Below are 19,808 nucleotides of genomic sequence, written 5' to 3'. Positions count from 1 at the left end.
CACCAGTGTGACGCGGGCCCCATCGGCGTATGTGGACAGGCCCAGAAGGGTAAGGTTAGGTTAACCTCAGCAAGTCTGAGTCTGACCGGATCGATCCGAGGCGGAGGTGACCGCGTGTACGTCTGCTCGTGCTTCGGTGTCACCGAAGAGCAGGTGCAAGAGCACGCGGCCGCGGGGGCGTGCACCCCGCGCCAGATAGCCTCCGCCAGCAAGGCGGGCACGGACTGCGGCTCCTGCGTCCGCAGTATCCAGGGCATCCTCGGCCGCGGCCAGTGCCCCCGCAGAGCGGCCCTGGACCGCGGCGAGTCCCCGCTCGCGGCACAGTCGTCCCCGACGGCAGTCACCCCGGAACCGGCGGAGGTCGCAGCGCTGACGGCACCGGCCGCCGCCGCACAAGCGGCATAGCCCGGCGGAAGACAACGCGGTCCGCAACCACAACACCCGACGTCAGACCTCAGGTTTCATTCGCGGCCTTCTGCTCGATCTGCCGGGAGAGGTACAGCGACTCGCCCAGCTTGTCGACCAGGTCGAGCTGGGTGTCCAGGTAGTCGATGTGGTGCTCCTCGTCCGCGAGGATGTCCTCGAAGATGTTGGCGGACGTGATGTCGCCCTTGTTCCGCATCAGGTCGATGCCGCGCTTCAGCCGGTCGATCGCCTCCACCTCGATCTGCCGGTCGGCCCGGAACATCTCGGTGACGGTCTGACCGACCCGCACATGGAAGAGCCGCTGGTAGTTCGGCAGCCCCTCCAGGAAGAGGATGCGGTCGGTGAGCCGCTCCGCGTGCCGCATCTCGTCGAAGGACTCGGCGCGGGTGTACTCGGCGAGCTTGGTCCAGCCGAAGTGCTCCTGCATCTTCGCGTGCAGGAAGTACTGGTTGATGGCGGTCAGCTCGGCGGTGAGCTGTTCGTTGAGGAACTCGATGACCTCGGGGTCGCCCTGCATGGTGGCGGGCTCCTTCCAGGGGCATGACGCATGTATCGGGCAGGTGCGCACGGGGCGCAGGATGCGCGGGCGCGCAATCGCGCATCCTGTCACCGCCCACCGGCTCGGTCCAGTAAGTGCACGCTTACCGAGTGTGCCCGTATTTGCTGTTGTGAGCTGTGACGGCGTCCCCGGCGAGTACCCGCTCGGGGGGTGGTCAAGACCAGGGGCCGGGGTCTGTCACCATGGGGGCATGGGTCAGCTGCAAAGCCGCGAAGGGGAGCAACCGGAGCTTCCGCCCGGGCAGCGGCTTCAGCGCGGGTGGCCGGTCACGCACTACGGCCCGGTACCCAAGTTCCGCCGGGAGCGGTGGGATTTCAGGGTCTTCGGCGCCACAGCGGACGGCGAGAAGCACTGCTGGAACCATGAGCAGTTCTCCGCGCTGCCGTACCGGACGGTGGTCGCCGATCTGCACTGCGTCGCGAAGTTCAGCATGCTGGGCGCCGAGTGGGGCGGCGTACTCGCCCGCACGATCCTCGAACTGGCGCCGCCCACGCCCGACGTCACCCATGTGATGGTGTGGGCGGAGTACGGCTTCAGCTCGAACCTGCGGCTGTCTGACTTCACATCCGAAAAGACGGTCTTCGCCACGCACCGGGCCGGTGAGCTGCTCACCGCGGAGCACGGCTTTCCCGTCCGTCTCATCGTGCCCCACCTGTACGCGTGGAAGGGCCCCAAGTGGGTCCGGGGCATCGAGTACATGACGGCGGACCGCCGGGGCTTCTGGGAGGAGCGCGGCTACCACAACATCGGCGACCCCTGGAAGGAACAGCGCTACTCCTACCAGGAGGAGCCGGGGGACGGTCCGGAGCTGTAGCCGCCCCGCCCCCCCGTCCCGTCAGTGGTACTGGTGCACCACCGCGTGGCCCTTGCCCGCGGCGATCAGCCGGCGGTTGACCGGCGTGGTGACCACGAAGGCGACGGCGAAGGCCACCGCGAGGGCGCCCCAGAACAGCCCCGTGTCCAGATGCGCGTCCATCGCGCCGGGGACCAGCAGGATGACGCCGTTGTCGACCAGTTCCATGACCAGGATGGAGACCGTGTCGGCGGCGAGGGCGACCTTGATCGCCGTACGCAGGTCGAGTCCGGCGCGTACGACCGCGTACATCGTGAAGCTGTAGCCGAAGGCGAACGCCAGGACGATGGCCAGCGCCATGGTGGGCGCGTTGTGCCAGGCCAGGGCCGTACCGATCACCATGCCCAGAATCTCGCCCAGCGCGCAGCCGACGAGGCAGTGCAGGGTGGCCTTGGCGGCCATGGCCCAGGAGGCGGGGTCGTGGCCACCGTGCAGGTGGGCTTCATGCCCGCCGGGGTGCTGGGCTTCATGCCCGCCGTGCTGCTGGGCTTCATGCCCGCCGTGCTGCTCGTGCTCGCGCTGGACGTGCTCGTGCTGCGCGTGGGCGGAGTCGTGCCGGCTGTGCTGGGTCATGGGGCACCTCTCGTTGTGAAGCAGAGCGGATAGCGCCTTCGCACATCCGTAACGCTATACCCCCAAGGGGTATTCCGCCAGCGCCCATGCGCGGTTCACCGGTGCCGGGTGCGCTTCAGCGGTCCCGCAGCTTCTTCAGCATCGCCACGTCCGCCGCGTGTCCCTCCTTGCGGCCCGGGGTCTCGATCACGAGCGGCACGCCCGCCGTCAGTGGATGGGCCAGCAGTTCGGCGAACGGCTCGGTTCCTATGTGGCCGGCGCCGATGTTCGCGTGCCGGTCCTTGTGTGCGCCGGCCACGTCCTTGGAGTCGTTGGCGTGGATCAGTCGCAGCCGTTCCGGGCCGGTCACCGACACCAGCTCCTCGAGGGTGCGCCCCACCCCGCCGGGCGCGGCCAGGTCGTGTCCCGCGGCGAAGACATGGCAGGTGTCGAGGCAGACGCCGAGCTTCGGATGGTGCTCCAGCGCCTCGAAGTACGGGCCCAGCTCGTGCACTTGGGAACAGAGCGAGGCGCCCTGCCCGGCGGTCGGCTCCAGCAGCAGCCAGGGGTCGTCGTCGTGGGTCAGCTCTTCCAGCAGCGGCATCATCAAGGTGCGCGCCTGGGCGAGCGCCACCGACCGGGACCGGCCACCGGTCGCCGCGCCGGTGTGGACGACGACGCCCAGCGCACCGATGGCCCGCCCGCGCCGCAGCGAATGCCGCAGCGAGAGCACGGACTTGGTGGCTGTTTCCTCGGTGTGCGAGCCGAAATTGATCAGATAAGGGGCGTGGACATAAGCGGGAAGTCCGCGCTCCGCGCATACGGTGCGGAATTCGGCGTCCTGGTCCGGATTTCCGGCCGACGTCGCCCAGCCGCGCGGATTCGCGACGAATACCTGAAGTGCTTCGGCGCCGATATCGGCGGCGTAGGAAATGCCGTTGGCGGCCAGGCCCCCGGCTACGGGAACATGGCCGCCAATGGGATTACGCAGGTGCTGCGTCTCGTTCGTGGTCACACCACTCAGTATGCCGAGTTGACGTTGTCCATCGAACCGTACCGGTCCGCCGCGTAGTTGCAGGCGGCGACGATGTTCGCGACCGGGTCGTACTGGTCGTACGCGGTCCCCTCGACGTGGTAGGCGTCGAAGGTCGGCTTGATCACCTGGAGCAGGCCCTTGGAGGGCACGCCGTTGATGGCGTTGATGTCCCAGTTGTTGATGGCGCGCGGGTTGCCGCCGGACTCGCGGATGATGTTGCGCTTGATGCCCTCGTAGGAGCCGGGGATGCCGTGCTTGGCCATGATGGCGCGGGCCTCACGGATCCAGCCGTCCAGGTTGTTCGGGTAGCTGGGCGCGGCGGCGCGCTGCTTGGAGCGGTTCGCCGCGGCCTGGGCCGCGCGCTCCTTCGCCGCTGCTGCCTCCGCCTTCTCCTGGGCCGCGGCCTTGGCGGCCCGCTTCTCGGCGTCCGCCTTGATCGCGGCAGCCGCCTCGTCGGTGCTGGTGAAGCTCTTGGCGGTGGTGGTGGCGTCCTTGACGCTGGCCACCTGCTCGGCCTCGGCGGGCACCTTCACCAGGGACTGCTGCTGGGCGGTGAGGTCCTTGCCCTGCTTGGGCAGCACGGAGGAGTGGGAGCTGAAGGCGACGCTCTCGGCGGTGACCTTCTTGGCGGCGGCCTGGCCGGAGTCGCCGTGGGCCGCCGTGCCCGGAAGAACCGTCGCGGCCAGGGTTGCGACGCCCGCGGCACCGAGACCGATGGCGGAGAACTTCTTGGCCTTGGGGCCGAGACTGAGGCTGGAGATGCTGGGCATGAGGATGTGCGGACCCTTTCATCGCTGGCGTCGTCGCAGAGGCGGGGAGCCGGGGGGAAACGCCGAGTGCTGTTTCGGCGCCGTGCGACGACCGCAATTGTTAAAGGGCTGGTTTTGCGAAATCAAAGGTGTGACGTACTACCCGAATTCGTTGCCGGGAGTCACACCGACCGCTGTTTTATGCGCTGCTTTCCAGGTCGAGCGGCGGATTCCTGGCCACTACTCCATTTCGTAGGTGATGTGCGTCCTATGGGTGGGCTCACATGCCACGAGGGCGGACACCACTGCCCGTGACGGGATATGCGCACCAAGTCGGACATCTGTCGCACGCGGGGTGAGCAGGCCGCTACATCGGAAGAAGCCCCGCGAGGGCCGGCGGACCGGCTCTCGCGGGGCTGGGCGCTGCAAGGGCGCAGGGGCAGAGACAGGGTCCGGCTCAGCGGAGCCAGATGGTGACCTCCGAGCCCCGGGGCGCCTTCTCGCCGCTGTCGGGGGACTGGTTGAAGACGGTGTCGCCGAAGAAGATGCGGCGTACGTTCACCTGGAAGCCCGCCTGCTCCAGCGTCGAGGTGGCCTCGTCCTCGCTGCTGTCCTCCACGTCCGGCACCTCGACCATGTCCGGGCCCTTGGAGACCGTGAGCGTCACCGTGTCGCCCTTCGCGGCCCTGGTGCCGTCGGTGGGGGACTGACGGGCGATGGTGCCCTTGTCGTGCTCGGAGTGGACCCGCTCGGAGGCTATACGGACCTTCAGGCCCGCCTCCTTCAGCTCGTCCGTGGCGTCGCTCTGGTCGTCACCGACCACATCGGGCACCTCCACGGGCGCGCCCTTGGAGACCGTGAGCGCCACCGCAGCGCCCGGCCTGCGCTTGCTGCCCGGCGCGGGGTCGGTGGCGATGACGGAGCCCTGGGCGGTCTCCTGGTCGAACCGTCGCTTGACCGTCCCCGGCTCCAGACCGGCGTCCTTGAGCTTGCGGCGGGCGTCCGAGAGCGGTGTGCCCTTCAGATCGGGGATCTTCACCACATGGGGACCGCGCGAGACGGTCAGTGTGACGCTGCCCGTCTTGCGGACGCGCTCGCCCGGCTTCGGGTCGCTGCTGATGACATGGCCGCGCTCGACCCGCTCGCTGTAGTCCTGCTCCACCTTGACGTCGAGCCCGGCGTCCGACAGCGTCTTCGTCGCCTCGGACTGCGGCTTGTCCAGCACGGCAGGCGTCCGGATGAACTGCCCGGAATTGACGTACCAGACGCCCGCGCCCACCAGCGCCACCAGCAGTACGCCCAGCGTCACCAGCACCCAGCGCGGCTGGAGCGCACGCCGCCGCGGGGCCCCGTCGGCCGGTACGCCCGCGCCGCCCGGCGGAGCCGTCTGCGGCTCCGCGGGGGAAGTGCTCAGCAGCGCCGTGCGGTCCATCGGCTCCGCGTCCGGCACCGGGCCGCTCGCCGCGGTCCCCACCGGGCGCGGGATCACATAGGTGTCGGCCTCGGTCTGCGAGGCGGCGCTCGCGCTCGCGGAGTGCGCTGCCGCGGCGACCTCCTCCGCGCTCTCCGCGGGAGCGATGCCGACCGGTCCGGCGCCGTCTTCCTTGGCCTGCGGCGGTACCGCGTCCAGCTCCGCGTCCGTCAGGCCGGCGCGGGCGGTCCGCACCTCCGAGAGCAGCGCGACCGCGTCCGCGGGGCGCTCCTCGGGCACCCGCGCCGTCGCCCGTGCGACCAGGGCGTCCAGCGCCGCCGCCATCCCCGGCACCGCCGCGGAGGGGGCCGGCATGTCCTTGTTCAGATGCTGGTAGAGCACCTGCGCGGGGGAGGCCCCCGAGTGCGGTTTGGCGCCGGTCAGCATCTCGTAGAGCATCACGCCGCACGAGTAGAGGTCGGTGCGTGTGGTGGCCGTGCCGTCCTCGATCTGCTCCGGCGCCAGATAGGAGACGGTGCCCAGGATGGAGTCCGTCGTCGCGGACGTCTGGCTGTCCACAGCGCGTACGAGCCCGAAGTCGGCGACCTTCACCCGGCCGTCGTCTCCTATCAGCACGTTCTCCGGCTTCACGTCCCGGTGCACGAGACCGGCACGGTGCGCGGCGCCCAGCGCGGCGAGGACGGGCTCCAGGATGTCGAGCGCGGCGCGGGGGCGCAGGGCGCCCCTGTCGCGCAGGACGTCGCGGAGTGTGCAGCCCTCCACGTACTCCATCGCGAGATAGACGTACGTGCCGTCCGTGCCCTGGTCGAAGACCCCGACCACATTGGGGTGCGCGAGGCGCGCCGCGGACTTGGCCTCCCTGATGAAACGGGTCACGAACGTGTCGTCCGCGGAGAGGGAGGTGTGCATCACCTTCAGGGCCAGCACGCGGTCCAGGCGGGTGTCCATGGCGCGGTACACCGTCGCCATGCCGCCGACGGCTACCCGGGCATCGACGCGGTACCGGCCATCGAGAACCTGACCGACCAGGGGGTCCTTGAGGGTGGTGTCCATTGCGCAGAGTGTACGAGGGGGCTGCGCCGGCTCGGTCGTGTGGTTGCGGGTTGCGGAGGATCTGGAGCCGAACGGTGACACGCCGTGCGCGGGGCCCTCAGCTAGCGAAAGGCGGGCCGCTCGGGGTCCAGTACGGGGACTCCCTCGCCGGGGGAGGACGCCTCCGCGAAGTGGCGGCGGGGTATGCGGCCCGCGCGGAAGGCGAGGCGCCCTGCCTCGACCGCACGGCGCATGCCCTCGGCCATGAGTACGGGTTCCTGGGCGCGGGTCACGGCGGAAGCCAGCATCACCGCGGCGCAGCCCAGCTCCATGGCGAGGGCCACATCGGAGGTCGTACCCGCACCCGCGTCCAGGATCACCGGCACCCCGGCCCGCTCGGTGATGAGCTGGAAGTTGTGCGGGTTGCGGATGCCGAGGCCGGAGCCGATGGGGGAGCCGAGCGGCATGATGGCGGCGCACCCCACGTCCTCCAGCTTCCGGGCGAGCACGGGGTCGTCGTTGGTGTACGGCAGCACGGTGAAGCCGTCGTCCACCAGCGTCTCGGCGGCGTCGAGCAGCTCCACGGGGTCGGGCAGCAGAGTGCGCTCGTCGGCGATGACCTCCAGCTTCACCCAGTCGGTGCCGAGGGCTTCGCGGGCGAGCCGCGCGGTGAGCACTGCCTCACCGGCGGTGTAGCACCCGGCGGTGTTCGGCAGCACGCGGATGCCGTGCTTGTCGAGTACGGAGAGTACGGAGCCGCTCACGGAGGGGTCCACCCGCCGCATGGCGACCGTTGTCAGCTCCGTGCCGGAGGCCAGCAGGGCGCGTTCCAGAATGTCGAGGCTGGGCGCGCCCCCGGTGCCCATGATCAGGCGCGCGGCGAAGGTGGTGTCGCCAATGGTCAGCGGGTCGTCGGCCATCGCTGTGCTCAGCCTCCCTGGACTGCGGTGAGAACTTCGACGCGGTCTCCCTCGCCGAGCGGGGTGGCGGCCCAGCGGCTCCGGGGGACGACGTCCTCGTTGAGGGCCGCGGCCACGCCCGCGGGTGCGGTGGTGAGGGTGGCCACGAGCTGGTCGAGGGTGAGCCCGGCGGTCACCTGGCGGGGCTCGCCGTTGACGGAGACGGTCAGCGTCCGGGTGGTGGAGGTCATACGGGCTGCTCCTGGAGCGCACGGGGGCGGGAGGAGGCGAAGCGCTGTGGGGTGAAGGGGCGGGCCGGCTCGGGCAGCGCGCCCGTGGTCAGCAGTTCGGCCAGCACCTCGCCGGTGACGGGCGTGAGGAGTACGCCGTGCCGGTAGTGGCCGGTGGCCAGCTGGAGCCCGGCCAGTGTGGTGGGGCCGAGCAGCGGCGCGTTGTCGGGGGAGCCGGGACGCAGCCCGGCGCGGGTCTCGGCCAGCGGCAGTTCGGTGACGCCGGGCACCAGTTCGTGCGCGTCCCGCAGCAGCTCGTAGACGCCGCCCGCGGTGACCGTGGTGTCCCAGCCGAGCTCCTCGCTGGTGGCGCCGACGACCAGCTCGCCGTCCTCGCGCGGCACCAGATAGAGGGGACCGCCGCGGACGACGGCGCGGACCGTACGGGAGAGGAAGGCGCCGTGCCGGGTGGCGGGCGGCATCCGCAGCCGCAGGACCTGGCCCTTCACCGGGCGGACCGGCGGTGCCACCTCCGGGGGCAGGCCCTCCAGCGTGCCGCTGCGGGAGCCGAGCGCGAGAACTGTCTGCCCCGCGTGCACTTCCGTGCCGTCCTCGAGGGTGGCCCCCAGGGCGCGGTCCCGCGAGGTGAGCAGCCGCAGCGCGCGGGAGCGGCGGAAGGCGACTCCCGCGCGTTCGCAGGCGTCCAGCAGCGCTGTCGCCAGTCGGCGAGGGTCGATCTGATGGTCGCCGTCCACCCGGGCTCCGCCGCGAACCGAAGGCGCCAGCATCGGCTCCAGGCGGCGGCACTCGCGGCCGGTCAGCCACTGGGACTCCAGCCCGCACCGCTGCTGAAGCGCGTGCAGCTCGCGCAGATGGGCGCGGTCGTCGGCGTCGAGCGCGACCGCGAGCGTGCCGCAGGCCCGGTAGCCGGTCTCCAGCCCTGTGGCGTCCTCCAGTTCGGCGACGAAGTCCGGATAGCGCGCCGCCGAGGCGAGGTTGAGCTCCAGCAGCGTCTCCTCGCCGTAGTGCAGCTCGGTGACGGCCGCGAGCATGCCCGCCGCCACCCGTGCGGCGCCGCCGCCGGGCTCCGGGTCGACGACGGTGACCGCCAGGCCGCGCCCGGCGGCGCGCCAGGCGGTGACCAGGCCGATGAGGCCGCCGCCGAGGACGAGTACATCGGGACTCGGGTGGACTGCTGCCGGAATTGCGGTGCCGCGCATGGGCGCTGCTGCTCCCTTCGCCGGAATGACCCGGATCAGGTTCGGACGGTCGGAGGCCGCCGCAGCCTCCCTCTCAGCCCGGTGCGTCCGGGCTCCCGCGTATGCCGTAACTACCGCACCCACCCTACTGCGGTGCGCGCGAGCCGGGTAAGGGCCGTCGGTGCGCTCGGGGACGCCCCACCGCCGGGCCTACGACCGGTGACCGATGGCCGCACGACTCGACCGGCATACAGTGATCGTGTGAGTGACAGTCAGAAGCAGCAGCGGATCGTGATCGTGGGCGCCGGGATGGCCGGCGTGCAGACCGCCGTGCAGCTGCGCGAACAGGGCTGGCCCGGTTCCGTGCGGCTCATCGGGGCCGAGCCGCATGCGCCGTACGACAGGCCGCCGCTGTCCAAGGCCGTGCTGCTCGGTACGGAGGCGGAGGCTCCGCTCTTCGAGATCGACTTCGCCGGGCTGGGCATCGAGTTGGAGCTCGGAAGAACCGTCACCGGTCTGAGCGGTGACGAACGGCTGCTGGTCACCGACGCCGGTCCCGTCCACTACGACCGGCTCGTGCTGGCGACCGGCGCCGAGCCGGTCACCCTGCCCGGCAGCGAGGGGGTGCCCGGCGTCCATCTGCTGCGCACCCTGGACGATGCGCGGCGGCTGCGCCCGGTGCTGGCCGAGCGGGGCCGGATCGTGGTGGTCGGCGCCGGCTGGATCGGCGCGGAGTTCGCGACGGCGGCGCGCGAGCGGGGCTGCGAGGTCACCGTCGTGGAAGCCGCTCGGACACCGCTGCCCGGCGCGCTCCCGGCGCAGGTCACCGAGCCGATGCGGACCTGGTACGCGGAGGCCGGGGCGACGCTGCGCACCGGGGTGGCCGTCGAGGCGGTCGAGCGCGGCGAGGTGCTGCTCGCCGACGGGACGCGGCTGCCGGCCGACGCGGTGCTGGTCGGGATCGGTGCCCGCCCGGCGACCGGCTGGCTGCGCGGCTCCGGCGTGGAACTCGCCCCCGACGGTTCCGTGGCCGCCGACGCCCGGCTGCGCGCCCCGGTCTCCGGCAGCCACGCGTCCGGCATCTACGCCGTGGGCGACTGCGCCTCCTTCCCGTCGGCCCGCTACGGCGAGCGGCTGCTGATCCACCACTGGGACAACGCGCTCCAGGGCCCCCGTACGGTCGCGGCCAACCTGCTGGCCGAGGGGCACGCCGACGGGGAGGCCGACAGCGTCGCCTACGACCCGGTGCCCTACTTCTGGTCCGAGCAGTTCGGCCGTTTCGTGCAGTACATCGGCCACCACGGTCCGGGCGACGAACTGGTGTGGCGCGGTTCGCCGGAGGGCGCCGCCTGGAGCGTGTGCTGGCTGCGCGGGGAGCGGCTGGCCGCGCTGCTGGCCGTCGGCCGTCCGCGCGATCTCACGCAGGGCCGCAAGCTGATTCAGCAGGGTACGGCCGTGAACCGGGCGCTGGTCCGCGACGCGGCCGTGGCGTTGAAGCAGGCGGCGCGGTAGTGGCCGCCGGTCCCAGATGGCAGTCTGGAACCCGTGACCGAGATTGACGCAAAGACCGATGCTCTCGTCCCCGCCTGGCTCACCCTTCCCGACGTCGCCGAGAAGCTCGGCGTCGAAGTGACCCGGGTACGGCAGCTCGTGAAGGAAGGCCAGCTGATCGCCGTGCGGCGGGAAGCGGAGTCCGGAAACAGGGTGCTCCAGGTTCCGGCCGCCTTCATCGGTGAGGGCCGGATCGTGAAGGGCCTGGCGGGCACCATCACGCTCCTGCAGGACGACGGCTTCAGCGACGAAGAGATGCTCGAATGGCTGTTCACCGAGGACGAGTCCCTGCCCGGCTCGCCCGTGACGGCCCTGCGGGAGAACCGGGGCACGGAGGTCAAGCGCCGCGCCCAGGCACTCGCCGTCTGACGCCGCCGCCCGGGTCCGGCCCCGGGCACAGCAGAAGAACCACCGCTGAAGAACACGACACCACCGGGTGCGTGGACCCGCTCTCGGGTCCCCACCCCCCCCCATGGGGGGAACCACCGCACCATGTCCCGCAGCACCACCACGCCCGCCGCATCCACCGGCTCCACCCCGTCCGCCGGAGCGCGGGAGCGGCTCGCCGGCGCACGGCTGTATCTGTGCACCGACGCCCGGAAGGAGCAGGGCGACCTGCCCGAGTTCCTGGACGCGGTCCTGGCGAACGGTGTGGACGTCGTCCAGCTGCGCGAAAAGGGCATGGAGGCGGCGGAGGAGCTGGCTCAGCTGGCCGTCTTCGCCGACGCCTGCCGCCGGCACGGCGCGCTGCTCGCCGTCAACGACCGCGCGGATGTGGCCCACGCCGCCGGCTCCGACGTGCTCCATCTCGGCCAGGGCGATCTGCCGGTCCCCGCAGCCCGCGCGCTGCTCGGTAACCTCGACAAACAGGTGCTGATCGGCCGCTCCACCCACTCCGCTGCCGAGGCGGACGCGGCGCTGGCCGAGCCCGGCGTCGACTACTTCTGTACCGGTCCGTGCTGGCCGACCCCCACGAAACCGGGCCGCCCGGCACCGGGGCTGGATCTCGTCCGTCACACCGCCGCCCGTACCGCCGCGAATCCGGCGGCACGGCCGTGGTTCGCCATCGGCGGGATCGACGCGGACAACCTGGACCAGGTGCTGGAGGCCGGGGCCCGCCGGGTGGTGGTGGTCCGCGCGCTCACCCGGGCCGACGACCCGGGGGCTGCCGCGGCCTCCCTCGCGCAACGGCTGCGGGAGGCGGCCGACGGCGACCCGCACCCCTGAGTGCAGTGACCCGGCCGTTCCCGTAGCACGGGGTGGCCGCCTGTCCAACAGGTGGACATCGGCCATCCGGGAACCGGACAGATCATCCCTTAACGTGTCAGTGTCGAGCCGCTCTACAGGTCAGGCCGCTAGCCTGCATCCATGGCCATCGGTATCTCAGCTCCCAGGACAGACCGTCCGCCGACTGTGCGTGATCTGCTCGCGAGCGGAGAGCAGTCCTTCTCCTTCGAATTCTTCGCGCCGAAGACCGAGAAGGGAGAGCGGACCCTGTGGGACGCGCTGCGGCGCATCGAGGCGGTGTCCCCGACCTTCGTGTCCGTCACCTACGGCGCGGGCGGCTCCTCGCGTGAGGGCACGGTCCGCAACACCGAGCGCATCGCCAACGAGACCACGCTGACCCCGGTCGCGCACCTCACCGCCGTCAACCACTCGCGGGCCGAGCTGCGCAACGTCATCGGGCAGTACGCGGACGCGGGCATCCGCAATGTGCTTGCGCTGCGCGGTGACCCGCCCGGCGACCCGCTGGGGGAGTGGGTCGAGCACCCCAACGGGATCAACTACGCCTCCGAACTCGTCGAGCTGATCAAGGAGTCCGGCGACTTCTGCGTCGGCGTCGCGGCCTTCCCCGAGATGCACCCGCGCTCCACCGACTGGGAAAGCGACGTCCGGCACTTCGTGAACAAGTGCAAAGCCGGTGCCGATTACGCGATCACCCAGATGTTCTTCCGGGCCGAGGACTATCTGCGGCTGCGCGACAAGGTCGCCGCGGCAGGCTGCCACACGCCCATCATCCCGGAGATCATGCCGGTCACGAACGTGAAGCAGATTGAGCGGTTCGCGCAGCTGAGCAACGCCACCCTGCCGACCGAGATGATCGAGCGACTCCACGCGGTCCAGGACGATCCGGCAGCGGTACGCTCGGTCGGAATCGAGTACGCCACAGACTTGTGTGCGAGGCTGATGGCCGAAGGCGTCCCGGGGCTGCACTTCATCACGCTCAACCACTCCACGGCGACGCTGGAGATCCACCAGAATCTCGGCCTTCGGGAGAGGGCTAACCTGGGCCTTCGCAAGGGGGCTTGAGCCACGGATCCGCCCATGGGGCGGCAGGAGCGGGAAGAGGGGCGTAGATGGGCTGGACGGTCCTCTATATCGCGTTCGGCGTTGTTGCGCTGTGGCTGCTGGGCGAGGTCCTGCTCCAGTACAAGGCCCGGCTGCGCTGGCGGGCGCTGGCCTTCGCCGGCTTCCTGGGCGTGGTGGGGGGCACCGTACTGCCGTCGGTCATCGTGATCGGCGTCGGCATCGCGGCCTTCGCCGTCGGCCAGACCTTCGTCACCCTCTCCGTGCGGAGCGGGTTCACCGCCGGGTGGTCGCTCGGCGGTGGCCCCGGCTCCAGCAGGCGCCGCCGGACAGGCGCCGCGCCCGGCCCGGACACCGCCTCGCTCCAGGTCTCCGACCTCCAGACCTACGGCCCCGGCACCGCCCCGGCCCCCGGCGCGGTTCCCATGCCGGACCCGGTCGACGACTACGGCCAGCAGGGTTACGGCCAGCAGGGCTACGGACAGCCAGAGCCCGCCGCCCAGTTCGGGGCGGGAAGCGGAACCGGTACCGATTACGCCTACGCCGGTTACCACACGTACGGCGGCACCGACGGCTACGAGGAAGAGTCCTCCCTCTTCGGCCAGTCCCCGGGCCCCATGCCGGCGTCGGCACCCGGGCCTGCGCCGGACCAGACCCAGGCGTTCGCCTACGGGGACGGGACCGGCGAGCAGTACGCCGGTCAGTACGCCGAATACCCGGACCCCTCCGGGGCCGTGGAATCCGCCGAGTATCAGAGCTACCCCGCCTACCAGGACTACCCGGACCCGTACGGCGGCTACGCCGGTTACGGCGAGGAGCAGGGCTACCCGGCACCGCCCCCCCAGCAGCCCTACTACCCCGATGTGCCGGAGACGCCTCCAGGCGGTGTCTGGGTTCCCCAGCAGCGGGACGCCGGCGCACCGCTGCCGCCGGCCGAGCCGCCCGCCCCGTACGGCTACGGGAACGAGTACGGCGACCAGTACGGCGACGACCCGGCCGCCCAGCCGCAGCCGCAGCCCCAGCCGTATCCGCAGCAGGCGCCGCAGTATCCGCAGGACTATTACGGCAGCGGCCAGTACTGAGTTCCGCAGGGACAGACGCGGGCGGCGAGGAGCAGAGCTGACCGGGGCAAGTCGGGGTGCAGGAGCTCAGACCGAGCCGCGCCACTCCGGGTCCTGCACCAGCCCCGCCACCATGGCGCCGCTCATGCCCGCCGCGGGCAGGCCGCCCCCGGGATGGGACCAGCCGCCCGCCGTGTAGAGGCCGGGCAGCCGGGTCTGGTTGGCGGGGTACAGGAAGGCACCGCCGGCGCCGGGCAGCGCGGGCGGCGGCACCCGGCCGCCCGGAGCGCCGGTCTCCGCCTCGTTGTCGGCGGGAGTGCGCACCTCGTGCCACAGCAGCCGCTCGCTCAGCCCCAGCCCCGCCGCGTCCGTCGCCGCCAGCAGCTGTTCGACGAGCCGCGTCGCCGCCGCGGCGTCGGCAGCGGAGCCCGGGGGCACCGGCAGCGTGAGTACCGCCGTCTCATGCGCGTCGTCCGGGCGCAGCGCCGGATCGTCCGGCCGCAGCACCGTCACCGGCTGCCCCGGCGCCTCGGCGCGATGCACCAGCGTGCGATGCGCTGTGCCTTCGGGGCGGGCGCCCCGCAGCGCGAGCAGCACGGTGAAGCGGGCCGCGCCCCGTTCGCCACCGCCCTCGCCACCGGGCGCGGTGGGACCGCCACCGGCGACCACCACGTCCGCGTCGGCCACCGAGCCGTCGGCCAGCTCCACCCCGGCCGCCCGCCCGTCCTTCTCCCGTACGCCGGTCACGGCGCTGTCGAAGCGGAAGACCACCCGCCGCTCCAGGCACCGCTCGTAGAGCGCGTCGGCGAGGGCACGCATGCCGCCGCGTACGTACCAGGTGCCGAAGGTGTCCTCGATGTAGGCGAGTACGGCGGCGCTCGCCGGAGCCGCCGCCGAGTCCAGGCCGTGCGCCCAGACGCAGCCGCACAGCATCGCAGCCAGCCGTGGATCGCGCAGTTCGTCCTGCGCGGCCTCGGCCAGCGTCGGCGTACGCCGGTGGAGCAGGCCCCTCTTCCGCAGTGCCGGATAGGCGCCGTCCCGGCTGAGCGCGCCCCTCGACGAGGGCTCGTCGCGCAGCGGCTCCTCCAACAGCGGGCGGCGCGTGGCCTCCCACGCCTCGCGGGCCCGGGTCAGCATCCCGGCCCAGCGCTCGCCCGCGCCTGTGTCCAGCGCCTCGTCCAGCGCGGCGATCACCTTGCCCCGGGAGGCGTTGGGCACCGACACGGCACCGCCATCGTCGGCGAACACATGGCGGGCGGTGACCGGCACCTGGACCAGCTCCACCCGGTCCTCCAGCCGCTCGCGGCCGGTCTTGACGAACAGGTCCCGGTAGACGGCCGGCAGATGCAGCAGCCCCGGCCCGGTGTCGAAGGTGAAGCCCTCGCGCGCGTACTGCCGTACGGCGCCCCCGTACGTCCCGCTCCGCTCGTACACCACGACGTCGTGCCCCGCGACGGCCAGCCGCGCCGCCGCCGCCATCCCGCCCATCCCGGCCCCGACCACCACAACCCGCACCATGCCCCCGACCTTATCGATCCCCACCGGGCAGCAAGCGGCGAGCCCGCCCGGGTGCGGGGAACTGCGCGTCCAGCCACGATGCACGCGCAGCCCGCAAGCTCCGGGCAGGGGCACCCCCTCGGAAAAACGGAGAGGCGGGGCGCAACCAGGCGTAGGTACCGGTACTCACCCGAGATCTTGAGTATCCGCACGGATGGGCCCCATCCGTGCGGGCGGCAGAGTGAGGCCCGACGGAAGGGCACGGGGCCGCACCGCTGACACGGGGCCGCGGAACGGTGCTCGGCGCCCCTTCCGGAAGCCACCCCCCGCACAGTGGGGCGGCCCCGCGCAGAGGGGGCCGTCCCGCACAGGGGCCGGTTCCGTGGTCAGCGGAGCCGGCTCCCTGCGACGCGCCCCTGGAGCAGCAGGGACAGCGCCCCGTGCACGTCCTCGATCGAGCGCTCCGGCTGGAACGCCTTCCAGTCCAGCGCGGCCACCAGCACCATCCCCACCAGCGCGGCGGCGGTGAGCTGGATGTCGATCTCCTCGCTGAGCTCTCCCTCCGCGACGCCGGCGCGCAGTACGCCCTCCACCACGGCGACCGCTTCCTTACGCACCATCAGCAGGGTGTCGTTCCAGGCCCGCCCGGTGCGCCACAGTTCGGCGACGTAGAGCTGGGTGAAGGCGGGGTAGTGGTCGATGAACTGCAACCCCGCGCGGACCATCGCATCGAGCGCATCCACCCGGCTGCCGCCCCGGCCCGCCGTCTCCTCCGCCGCCTGCCGCAGGTCGGCGGTGAGCAACTCCACCCCGTGCCGCAGCAGTTCCTCGAAGAGCTCGGTCTTGCTGGCGAAGTTGTAGTAGACCGTGCCCTTGGCCACCCCGGCCCGTTCGGCGATCTCCTCAACAGTGGTGGAGGAGAACCCCTGTTCGGCGATGAGGGTGACCGCCGCCTGGAAGAGCTTGTCCCTGGTGGCGCTGCGGCTGCGTGGCGTGGTGGTGCGGGCACTCGTCATGCGGCCATTCTCCTCTCGGAACGACCCCGCCCTCACAACGAGATCTCCGGACGCAGCCGGTCCAGCGTCCACACCTGCTTACGGCGCGCGGTGACGGCCGTCAGCACGAGGGCGCCCGCCGTGAAGGCCAGTAGCACCAGGCACGCCCGCCACACCGGCCACAGCTCCCCGCCGGTGATCAGATGCCGCAGCCCTTCCACCACGTAACTCATGGGCAGGAACGGGTGGAGTGCGTTGAAGAAGCCGGGGCTGGTCTGGATCGGGTACGTGCCGCCCGCCGAGGTCAGCTGGAGCATCAGCAGCGCCAGGACGAGGATCCGGCCCGCGGGTCCGAAGCGCGCGTTGAGGAACTGGACGACGGCCGTGAAGCACGCCGTCACCAGTGCCAGGAAGCCGACCGTCGCCAGGCCGCGCGCCATCTGCAGACCCAGGCCCCAGTGCAGCACGCTCATCAGCGCCGCCACCTGTGCCACCCCGATCGCGGCCACCGGCAGCCAGCCCGCCAGCGCGATCCGCCAGGCGGGCGCGCCGGCCGCCAGCGCCCGTTTGTTGAGCGGCTGGAGCAGCATGTAGGCGATCATCGCGCCGACCCAGAGGGAGAGCGGGATGAAGTACGGCGCGAAGCCGGTGCCGTAGTTGGGCGCCGTGTGGGCCTTGTGCGAGGCGAGGCCGACCGGGTCGGCCATCACGCCCGTACGGTCGTCGCGCTGCTTCTTGTCGTAGTCCGGAATCTGCTCGGCGCCGTCGTGCAGGCCGCCGGCCAGCTTTCCCGAGCCGTCGGCCAGCTTGAACAGACCGCCGTCGAGCGAGGCGGCACCGCCGGACAGTTTGCCGAGACCGGTGTCGAGTGTCGCGGCTCCGCTCTTGGCCGTACCGAGCCCGGAGTGCAGCTTTCCGGCGCCCTTGGCGACCTTGTGGGCGCCCTTGTTGAGCTTGTTGATCTGCCGTACGGCGCTGTCCATGTCCTGCTGGAGGTGCGGGGCCCGCTTGGCGACGCCGTTCGCGGCGCGGTTGAGGTCGTCGAGGTGGCGGCCGAGCTCGTCGAGGTTCTTCTCGTTCTTGACGTACCCATTGAGCTTCGCGGCGACCCGAGCCGACCGCTCGGCGGCGTCCGCGGCCTTCTTCAACTGCGGGCAGGAGCTTGGTGCGAGAGACGTGCCGGTGTTGCCGGCGTTGCCGGTGGTGCCGGTGGACGGCGAGGAGGGCGGGGACGGCTGCGGCGCCTCGGGGGACGCGTTGCCCGGCAGTGTTCCGCCAGGGCTGGGCGTGCCCGGAACGTCCTTGCCGGGAGCGCCCTTGCCGCAGCGTGCCTCGTAGAGCCTCGAGAGCGTGTCGGCGGCCTCGCGTGAGTCGGTCTGCGCGCGCTGTGCGGCGCCCGGCAGCTTGCCGAGGTTCTGCTTGAGCGTCTTGCTCGTACGGGCCACCCCGCGCGCGGCCTTGCCGATGTCGCCGCTGTGCGCCTTGAGGAACGGCCGCACCTCGCCTGCGGTGCCGTTCACCTTGTCGGCCAGCTTCTGGGTGCCCTCGGCGACCTGGCCCGCGCCGGTCTCCAGGGTGCCGGAGCCCTTGTGCAGCTTGGCCGTGCCGCTCTTGAGCCGGCCGCTGCCGTCCTCGGCGTCGCCGAGCCCGCTCTTCAGCTTGCCCGCGCCCTTCTTCGCCTTGCCGATGCCTGCGCCCAGGTCGTCGGCGCCCTTGGCGGCCTTCGCCGTCTTGCCGTGCAGGGTGGAGAAGGAGACGTAGATCTTGTCGAAGAAGCCGCGTGACACCTTGCTGGAGGCGCTGGCGCGGACCTCGGAGAAGACGGTGCGGGATATCTGCCCGACGATGTAGTTGTTCGCATCGTTGGTGCGCACCTTGAGCGCCCCCGTCTCGGGGGAGTCGCCCGAACTGGAGGAGACCCGCTTGCTGAAGTCGGCGGGCACCGTCAGCGACAGGTAGTACCGCCCGTCCTCGACCCCCTTGCGCGCGTCGGCCGCACTGGTCTCGTGCCAGTCGAACGAGTCGCTGTTGTGCAGGCCCTTGGCGATGTCGTCGCCCGCGTTCAGCTTCTCGCCCTTGACGGTGGCGCCCTGATCCTCGTTCACCAGCGCCACCGGCACCTTGTCCAGACGGTCGTACGGGTCCCAGAACGACCACAGGTACAGCGCGCCGTACAGCAGCGGAAGCAGCAGCATCGCGGCCATCGCGGCCCGCGGCAGCCGTCCCCTGCCGAACCGCTTCAGCTCAAGCGCGGCTAGCCTCGGCGAGCGCATCGTCCGCCCCCTCCTTCTCCCCGTCGTCGTCCCCGTCGTCCTGCGCGTCGCCCGGCCCTCCGGCGGCACCCGCCCCGGTCTTGCCCGTCTTCCGGCCGCCGCCCGCGAGGGCCTGCTCGGTACGGACCACCACCGCACCCTCGGCCGGCGGCTCGCTGCACACCGCGAGCACGGTGGTGCCCTGCTCCGCCACCGTCCGCAACAGCCCCCAGGCGTCCTTGCGTTCGCTCTCCGACAGCTTCAGATCCACGTCGTCGACGGCCAGCAGCCGTGGTTCGCCCAGCAGCGCCAGCGCCACCGAGAGCCGCAGCTCAGTGGGCCGGTCCAGATCCCGTACGACCGTGCGCCCGCCCCTGGGCAGGGCGTCCAGATCGAGACCCGCGGTCCCAAGGGCCGCCTCCAGCCGCGCCCGGCTCGCCGCGGCCCGCTCCTTGCGGGGGCGCAGCAGCGCACGCAGCGGGCTGTCGAACCGCCGCTGGAGCAGCACCCGCTCGCGCAGCTGCTCAGTGACGGTCAGCGCCGGGTCCAGGTCGTTGACGCCGGGTACCGGGCCCAGCGCGCTGATCCGGCGTACGGCCGCGAGCCGCTTGGGCAGCGGGTGCCCGGCCACCTTGGCGTGGCCGCTGCTCGCCTTCATCCGGCCGGTCAGCGCCAGCAGCAGGCAGGTGCGTCCCGAACCCGACGGGCCGGTCACCGCGATCAGTGAGCCCGCCTCCGCGCTGAAGCCCACCCCGCCGAAGACCGGGCCGCGCGGCCCGTCGAGCCCGAAGTCCTCCGCCGATACGGCGGCTCCCCGCAGCTGTGTCACAGCCCCTCCCGCTCCGTGTCGCCTACCGCGATGCCGGGTCTGCTGTCGCATCCGCTGCCCGCAGCTGCCGACCGTGCCGGCAGTCGCAGTCCCCGCTTCCGCTCTTGGTGCGCGCCGTGCCCGGTCCCCGGCGCCGGGCACGGCGCTTTTTGAACTGACTGGTCAGTTCAAAGTATGCAGCAGACAGTGGCCCGCACGCCAACCGGCGGCCGCTCTCCGCCGATCGCCTCCGACTCCGCGTTGCTCCTCGCGGCGTTTGCGCAGGTCAGAATGGATTGTCAGTGGCATGCGGCACGATGTGCCCATACGACCGGTTCTCGAACCGGCATCAGCCGACGGGAGGTTGATT

19 protein-coding genes and 1 riboswitch are annotated in these 19,808 nt (G+C 71.6%); of the genes, 7 read left to right on the top strand and 12 right to left on the bottom strand.

Translation table 11 applies throughout. The features are described 5' to 3' along the window. The first annotated feature begins 114 nt into the window (after positions 1-114). On the top strand, positions 115-405 hold the full coding sequence (locus ACTWP9_RS17320; RefSeq protein ID WP_443247072.1) for a (2Fe-2S)-binding protein: 291 nt from the start codon (positions 115-117) through the stop codon (positions 403-405). A gap of 49 nt (positions 406-454) precedes the next feature. Here ACTWP9_RS17320 and bfr read toward each other — a convergent pair whose 3' ends face one another. Continuing rightward, positions 455-943, bottom strand: coding sequence for a bacterioferritin (bfr, locus tag ACTWP9_RS17315; RefSeq protein ID WP_443247071.1), 489 nt, complete (start codon positions 941-943; stop codon positions 455-457). A 232-nt stretch (positions 944-1,175) separates the two neighbouring features. Between bfr and ACTWP9_RS17310 the strand changes: the two genes are divergently transcribed. Continuing rightward, a complete protein-coding gene (locus tag ACTWP9_RS17310) occupies positions 1,176-1,799 on the top strand; it encodes a sulfite oxidase-like oxidoreductase (RefSeq protein WP_443247070.1) in 624 nt (207 codons plus the stop codon). A 21-nt stretch (positions 1,800-1,820) separates the two neighbouring features. Here ACTWP9_RS17310 and ACTWP9_RS17305 read toward each other — a convergent pair whose 3' ends face one another. The 7 genes from ACTWP9_RS17305 to thiO all read right to left on the bottom strand — a co-directional run bounded on the left by ACTWP9_RS17305 (position 1,821) and on the right by thiO (position 8,988). Beyond that, complete coding sequence (locus tag ACTWP9_RS17305; protein ID WP_443247069.1) at positions 1,821-2,411, bottom strand: DUF4396 domain-containing protein; 591 nt, start codon at positions 2,409-2,411, stop codon at positions 1,821-1,823. 115 nt (positions 2,412-2,526) lie between these two features. After that, positions 2,527-3,405, bottom strand: a complete 879-nt coding sequence (locus tag ACTWP9_RS17300; RefSeq protein ID WP_443247068.1) for a deoxyribonuclease IV — start codon at positions 3,403-3,405, stop codon at positions 2,527-2,529. Between the two features lie 5 nt (positions 3,406-3,410). Next, complete coding sequence (locus tag ACTWP9_RS17295) at positions 3,411-4,196, bottom strand: transglycosylase SLT domain-containing protein (RefSeq protein WP_443247067.1); 786 nt, start codon at positions 4,194-4,196, stop codon at positions 3,411-3,413. 436 nt (positions 4,197-4,632) lie between these two features. Then, complete coding sequence (pknB, locus tag ACTWP9_RS17290) at positions 4,633-6,660, bottom strand: Stk1 family PASTA domain-containing Ser/Thr kinase (RefSeq protein WP_443247066.1); 2,028 nt, start codon at positions 6,658-6,660, stop codon at positions 4,633-4,635. A gap of 101 nt (positions 6,661-6,761) precedes the next feature. Next, positions 6,762-7,559, bottom strand: coding sequence for a thiazole synthase (locus ACTWP9_RS17285; RefSeq protein ID WP_443247065.1), 798 nt, complete (start codon positions 7,557-7,559; stop codon positions 6,762-6,764). An 8-nt stretch (positions 7,560-7,567) separates the two neighbouring features. Beyond that, entirely contained in the window at positions 7,568-7,789 is a 222-nt protein-coding gene (gene thiS / locus ACTWP9_RS17280; protein ID WP_443247064.1) for a sulfur carrier protein ThiS, read from the bottom strand. After that, on the bottom strand, positions 7,786-8,988 hold the full coding sequence (gene thiO / locus ACTWP9_RS17275) for a glycine oxidase ThiO (RefSeq protein WP_443247063.1): 1,203 nt from the start codon (positions 8,986-8,988) through the stop codon (positions 7,786-7,788). The genes thiS and thiO overlap by 4 nt, the downstream gene beginning before the upstream one ends. Then, positions 8,984-9,097: riboswitch (TPP riboswitch) on the bottom strand. It overlaps the preceding gene by 5 nt. Before the next feature lie 179 nt (positions 9,098-9,276). Here thiO and ACTWP9_RS17270 point away from each other — a divergent pair. The 5 genes from ACTWP9_RS17270 (at position 9,277) to ACTWP9_RS17250 (ending at position 13,907) form a co-directional block, all read left to right on the top strand. Continuing rightward, positions 9,277-10,479 (top strand): NAD(P)/FAD-dependent oxidoreductase, encoded by a 1,203-nt coding sequence (locus ACTWP9_RS17270; protein ID WP_443247246.1) that lies wholly within the window; start codon positions 9,277-9,279, stop codon positions 10,477-10,479. A 33-nt stretch (positions 10,480-10,512) separates the two neighbouring features. Beyond that, positions 10,513-10,887: an Rv2175c family DNA-binding protein gene (locus ACTWP9_RS17265; RefSeq protein WP_443247062.1), complete on the top strand. Its 375-nt coding sequence runs from the start codon at positions 10,513-10,515 to the stop codon at positions 10,885-10,887. 123 nt (positions 10,888-11,010) lie between these two features. Further along, entirely contained in the window at positions 11,011-11,745 is a 735-nt protein-coding gene (gene thiE, locus ACTWP9_RS17260; protein ID WP_443247061.1) for a thiamine phosphate synthase, read from the top strand. A 141-nt stretch (positions 11,746-11,886) separates the two neighbouring features. Continuing rightward, on the top strand, positions 11,887-12,828 hold the full coding sequence (metF, locus tag ACTWP9_RS17255) for a methylenetetrahydrofolate reductase [NAD(P)H] (protein WP_443247060.1): 942 nt from the start codon (positions 11,887-11,889) through the stop codon (positions 12,826-12,828). A gap of 47 nt (positions 12,829-12,875) precedes the next feature. After that, complete coding sequence (locus ACTWP9_RS17250) at positions 12,876-13,907, top strand: hypothetical protein (protein WP_443247059.1); 1,032 nt, start codon at positions 12,876-12,878, stop codon at positions 13,905-13,907. 66 nt (positions 13,908-13,973) lie between these two features. On the opposite strand, the gene ACTWP9_RS17245 is transcribed toward ACTWP9_RS17250, so the two are convergent. The 4 genes from ACTWP9_RS17245 to ACTWP9_RS17230 form a co-directional block, all read right to left on the bottom strand. Next, complete coding sequence (locus ACTWP9_RS17245; RefSeq protein ID WP_443247058.1) at positions 13,974-15,404, bottom strand: phytoene desaturase family protein; 1,431 nt, start codon at positions 15,402-15,404, stop codon at positions 13,974-13,976. A 365-nt stretch (positions 15,405-15,769) separates the two neighbouring features. After that, the gene (locus ACTWP9_RS17240; RefSeq protein WP_443247057.1) at positions 15,770-16,399 is read right to left on the bottom strand and encodes a TetR/AcrR family transcriptional regulator; all 630 of its coding nucleotides are present in this window, start codon (positions 16,397-16,399) and stop codon (positions 15,770-15,772) included. Between the two features lie 32 nt (positions 16,400-16,431). Further along, on the bottom strand, positions 16,432-18,651 hold the full coding sequence (locus ACTWP9_RS17235; protein ID WP_443247056.1) for a YhgE/Pip family protein: 2,220 nt from the start codon (positions 18,649-18,651) through the stop codon (positions 16,432-16,434). Further along, entirely contained in the window at positions 18,623-19,459 is an 837-nt protein-coding gene (locus ACTWP9_RS17230) for an ATP-binding cassette domain-containing protein (protein WP_443247055.1), read from the bottom strand. Before ACTWP9_RS17230 ends, ACTWP9_RS17235 begins: the two co-directional genes overlap by 29 nt. Positions 19,460-19,808 lie beyond the last annotated feature (349 nt).

Source organism: Streptomyces sp. 3N207, assembly GCF_052246355.1.
Lineage (GTDB): Bacteria > Actinomycetota > Actinomycetes > Streptomycetales > Streptomycetaceae > Streptomyces.
The sequence above is the reverse complement of the archived record's forward strand: the minus strand, read 5'-3'. Positions and strand labels throughout refer to the sequence as shown.

What these genes read in the sequence shown, in the direction of transcription:
- bfr (WP_443247071.1), bottom strand. Translation starts at nt 943, where the DNA reads ATGCAGGGCGACCCCGAGGTCATCGAGTTCCTCAACGAACAGCTCACC.
- ACTWP9_RS17310 (WP_443247070.1), top strand. Translation starts at nt 1,176, where the DNA reads ATGGGTCAGCTGCAAAGCCGCGAAGGGGAGCAACCGGAGCTTCCGCCC.
- ACTWP9_RS17305 (WP_443247069.1), bottom strand. Translation starts at nt 2,411, where the DNA reads ATGACCCAGCACAGCCGGCACGACTCCGCCCACGCGCAGCACGAGCAC.
- ACTWP9_RS17295 (WP_443247067.1), bottom strand. Translation starts at nt 4,196, where the DNA reads ATGCCCAGCATCTCCAGCCTCAGTCTCGGCCCCAAGGCCAAGAAGTTC.
- pknB (WP_443247066.1), bottom strand. Translation starts at nt 6,660, where the DNA reads ATGGACACCACCCTCAAGGACCCCCTGGTCGGTCAGGTTCTCGATGGC.
- ACTWP9_RS17285 (WP_443247065.1), bottom strand. Translation starts at nt 7,559, where the DNA reads ATGGCCGACGACCCGCTGACCATTGGCGACACCACCTTCGCCGCGCGC.
- thiS (WP_443247064.1), bottom strand. Translation starts at nt 7,789, where the DNA reads ATGACCTCCACCACCCGGACGCTGACCGTCTCCGTCAACGGCGAGCCC.
- thiO (WP_443247063.1), bottom strand. Translation starts at nt 8,988, where the DNA reads ATGCGCGGCACCGCAATTCCGGCAGCAGTCCACCCGAGTCCCGATGTA.
- ACTWP9_RS17270 (WP_443247246.1), top strand. Translation starts at nt 9,277, where the DNA reads ATGGCCGGCGTGCAGACCGCCGTGCAGCTGCGCGAACAGGGCTGGCCC.
- thiE (WP_443247061.1), top strand. Translation starts at nt 11,011, where the DNA reads ATGTCCCGCAGCACCACCACGCCCGCCGCATCCACCGGCTCCACCCCG.
- metF (WP_443247060.1), top strand. Translation starts at nt 11,887, where the DNA reads ATGGCCATCGGTATCTCAGCTCCCAGGACAGACCGTCCGCCGACTGTG.
- ACTWP9_RS17250 (WP_443247059.1), top strand. Translation starts at nt 12,876, where the DNA reads ATGGGCTGGACGGTCCTCTATATCGCGTTCGGCGTTGTTGCGCTGTGG.
- ACTWP9_RS17245 (WP_443247058.1), bottom strand. Translation starts at nt 15,404, where the DNA reads ATGGTGCGGGTTGTGGTGGTCGGGGCCGGGATGGGCGGGATGGCGGCG.
- ACTWP9_RS17240 (WP_443247057.1), bottom strand. Translation starts at nt 16,399, where the DNA reads ATGACGAGTGCCCGCACCACCACGCCACGCAGCCGCAGCGCCACCAGG.
- ACTWP9_RS17235 (WP_443247056.1), bottom strand. Translation starts at nt 18,651, where the DNA reads ATGCGCTCGCCGAGGCTAGCCGCGCTTGAGCTGAAGCGGTTCGGCAGG.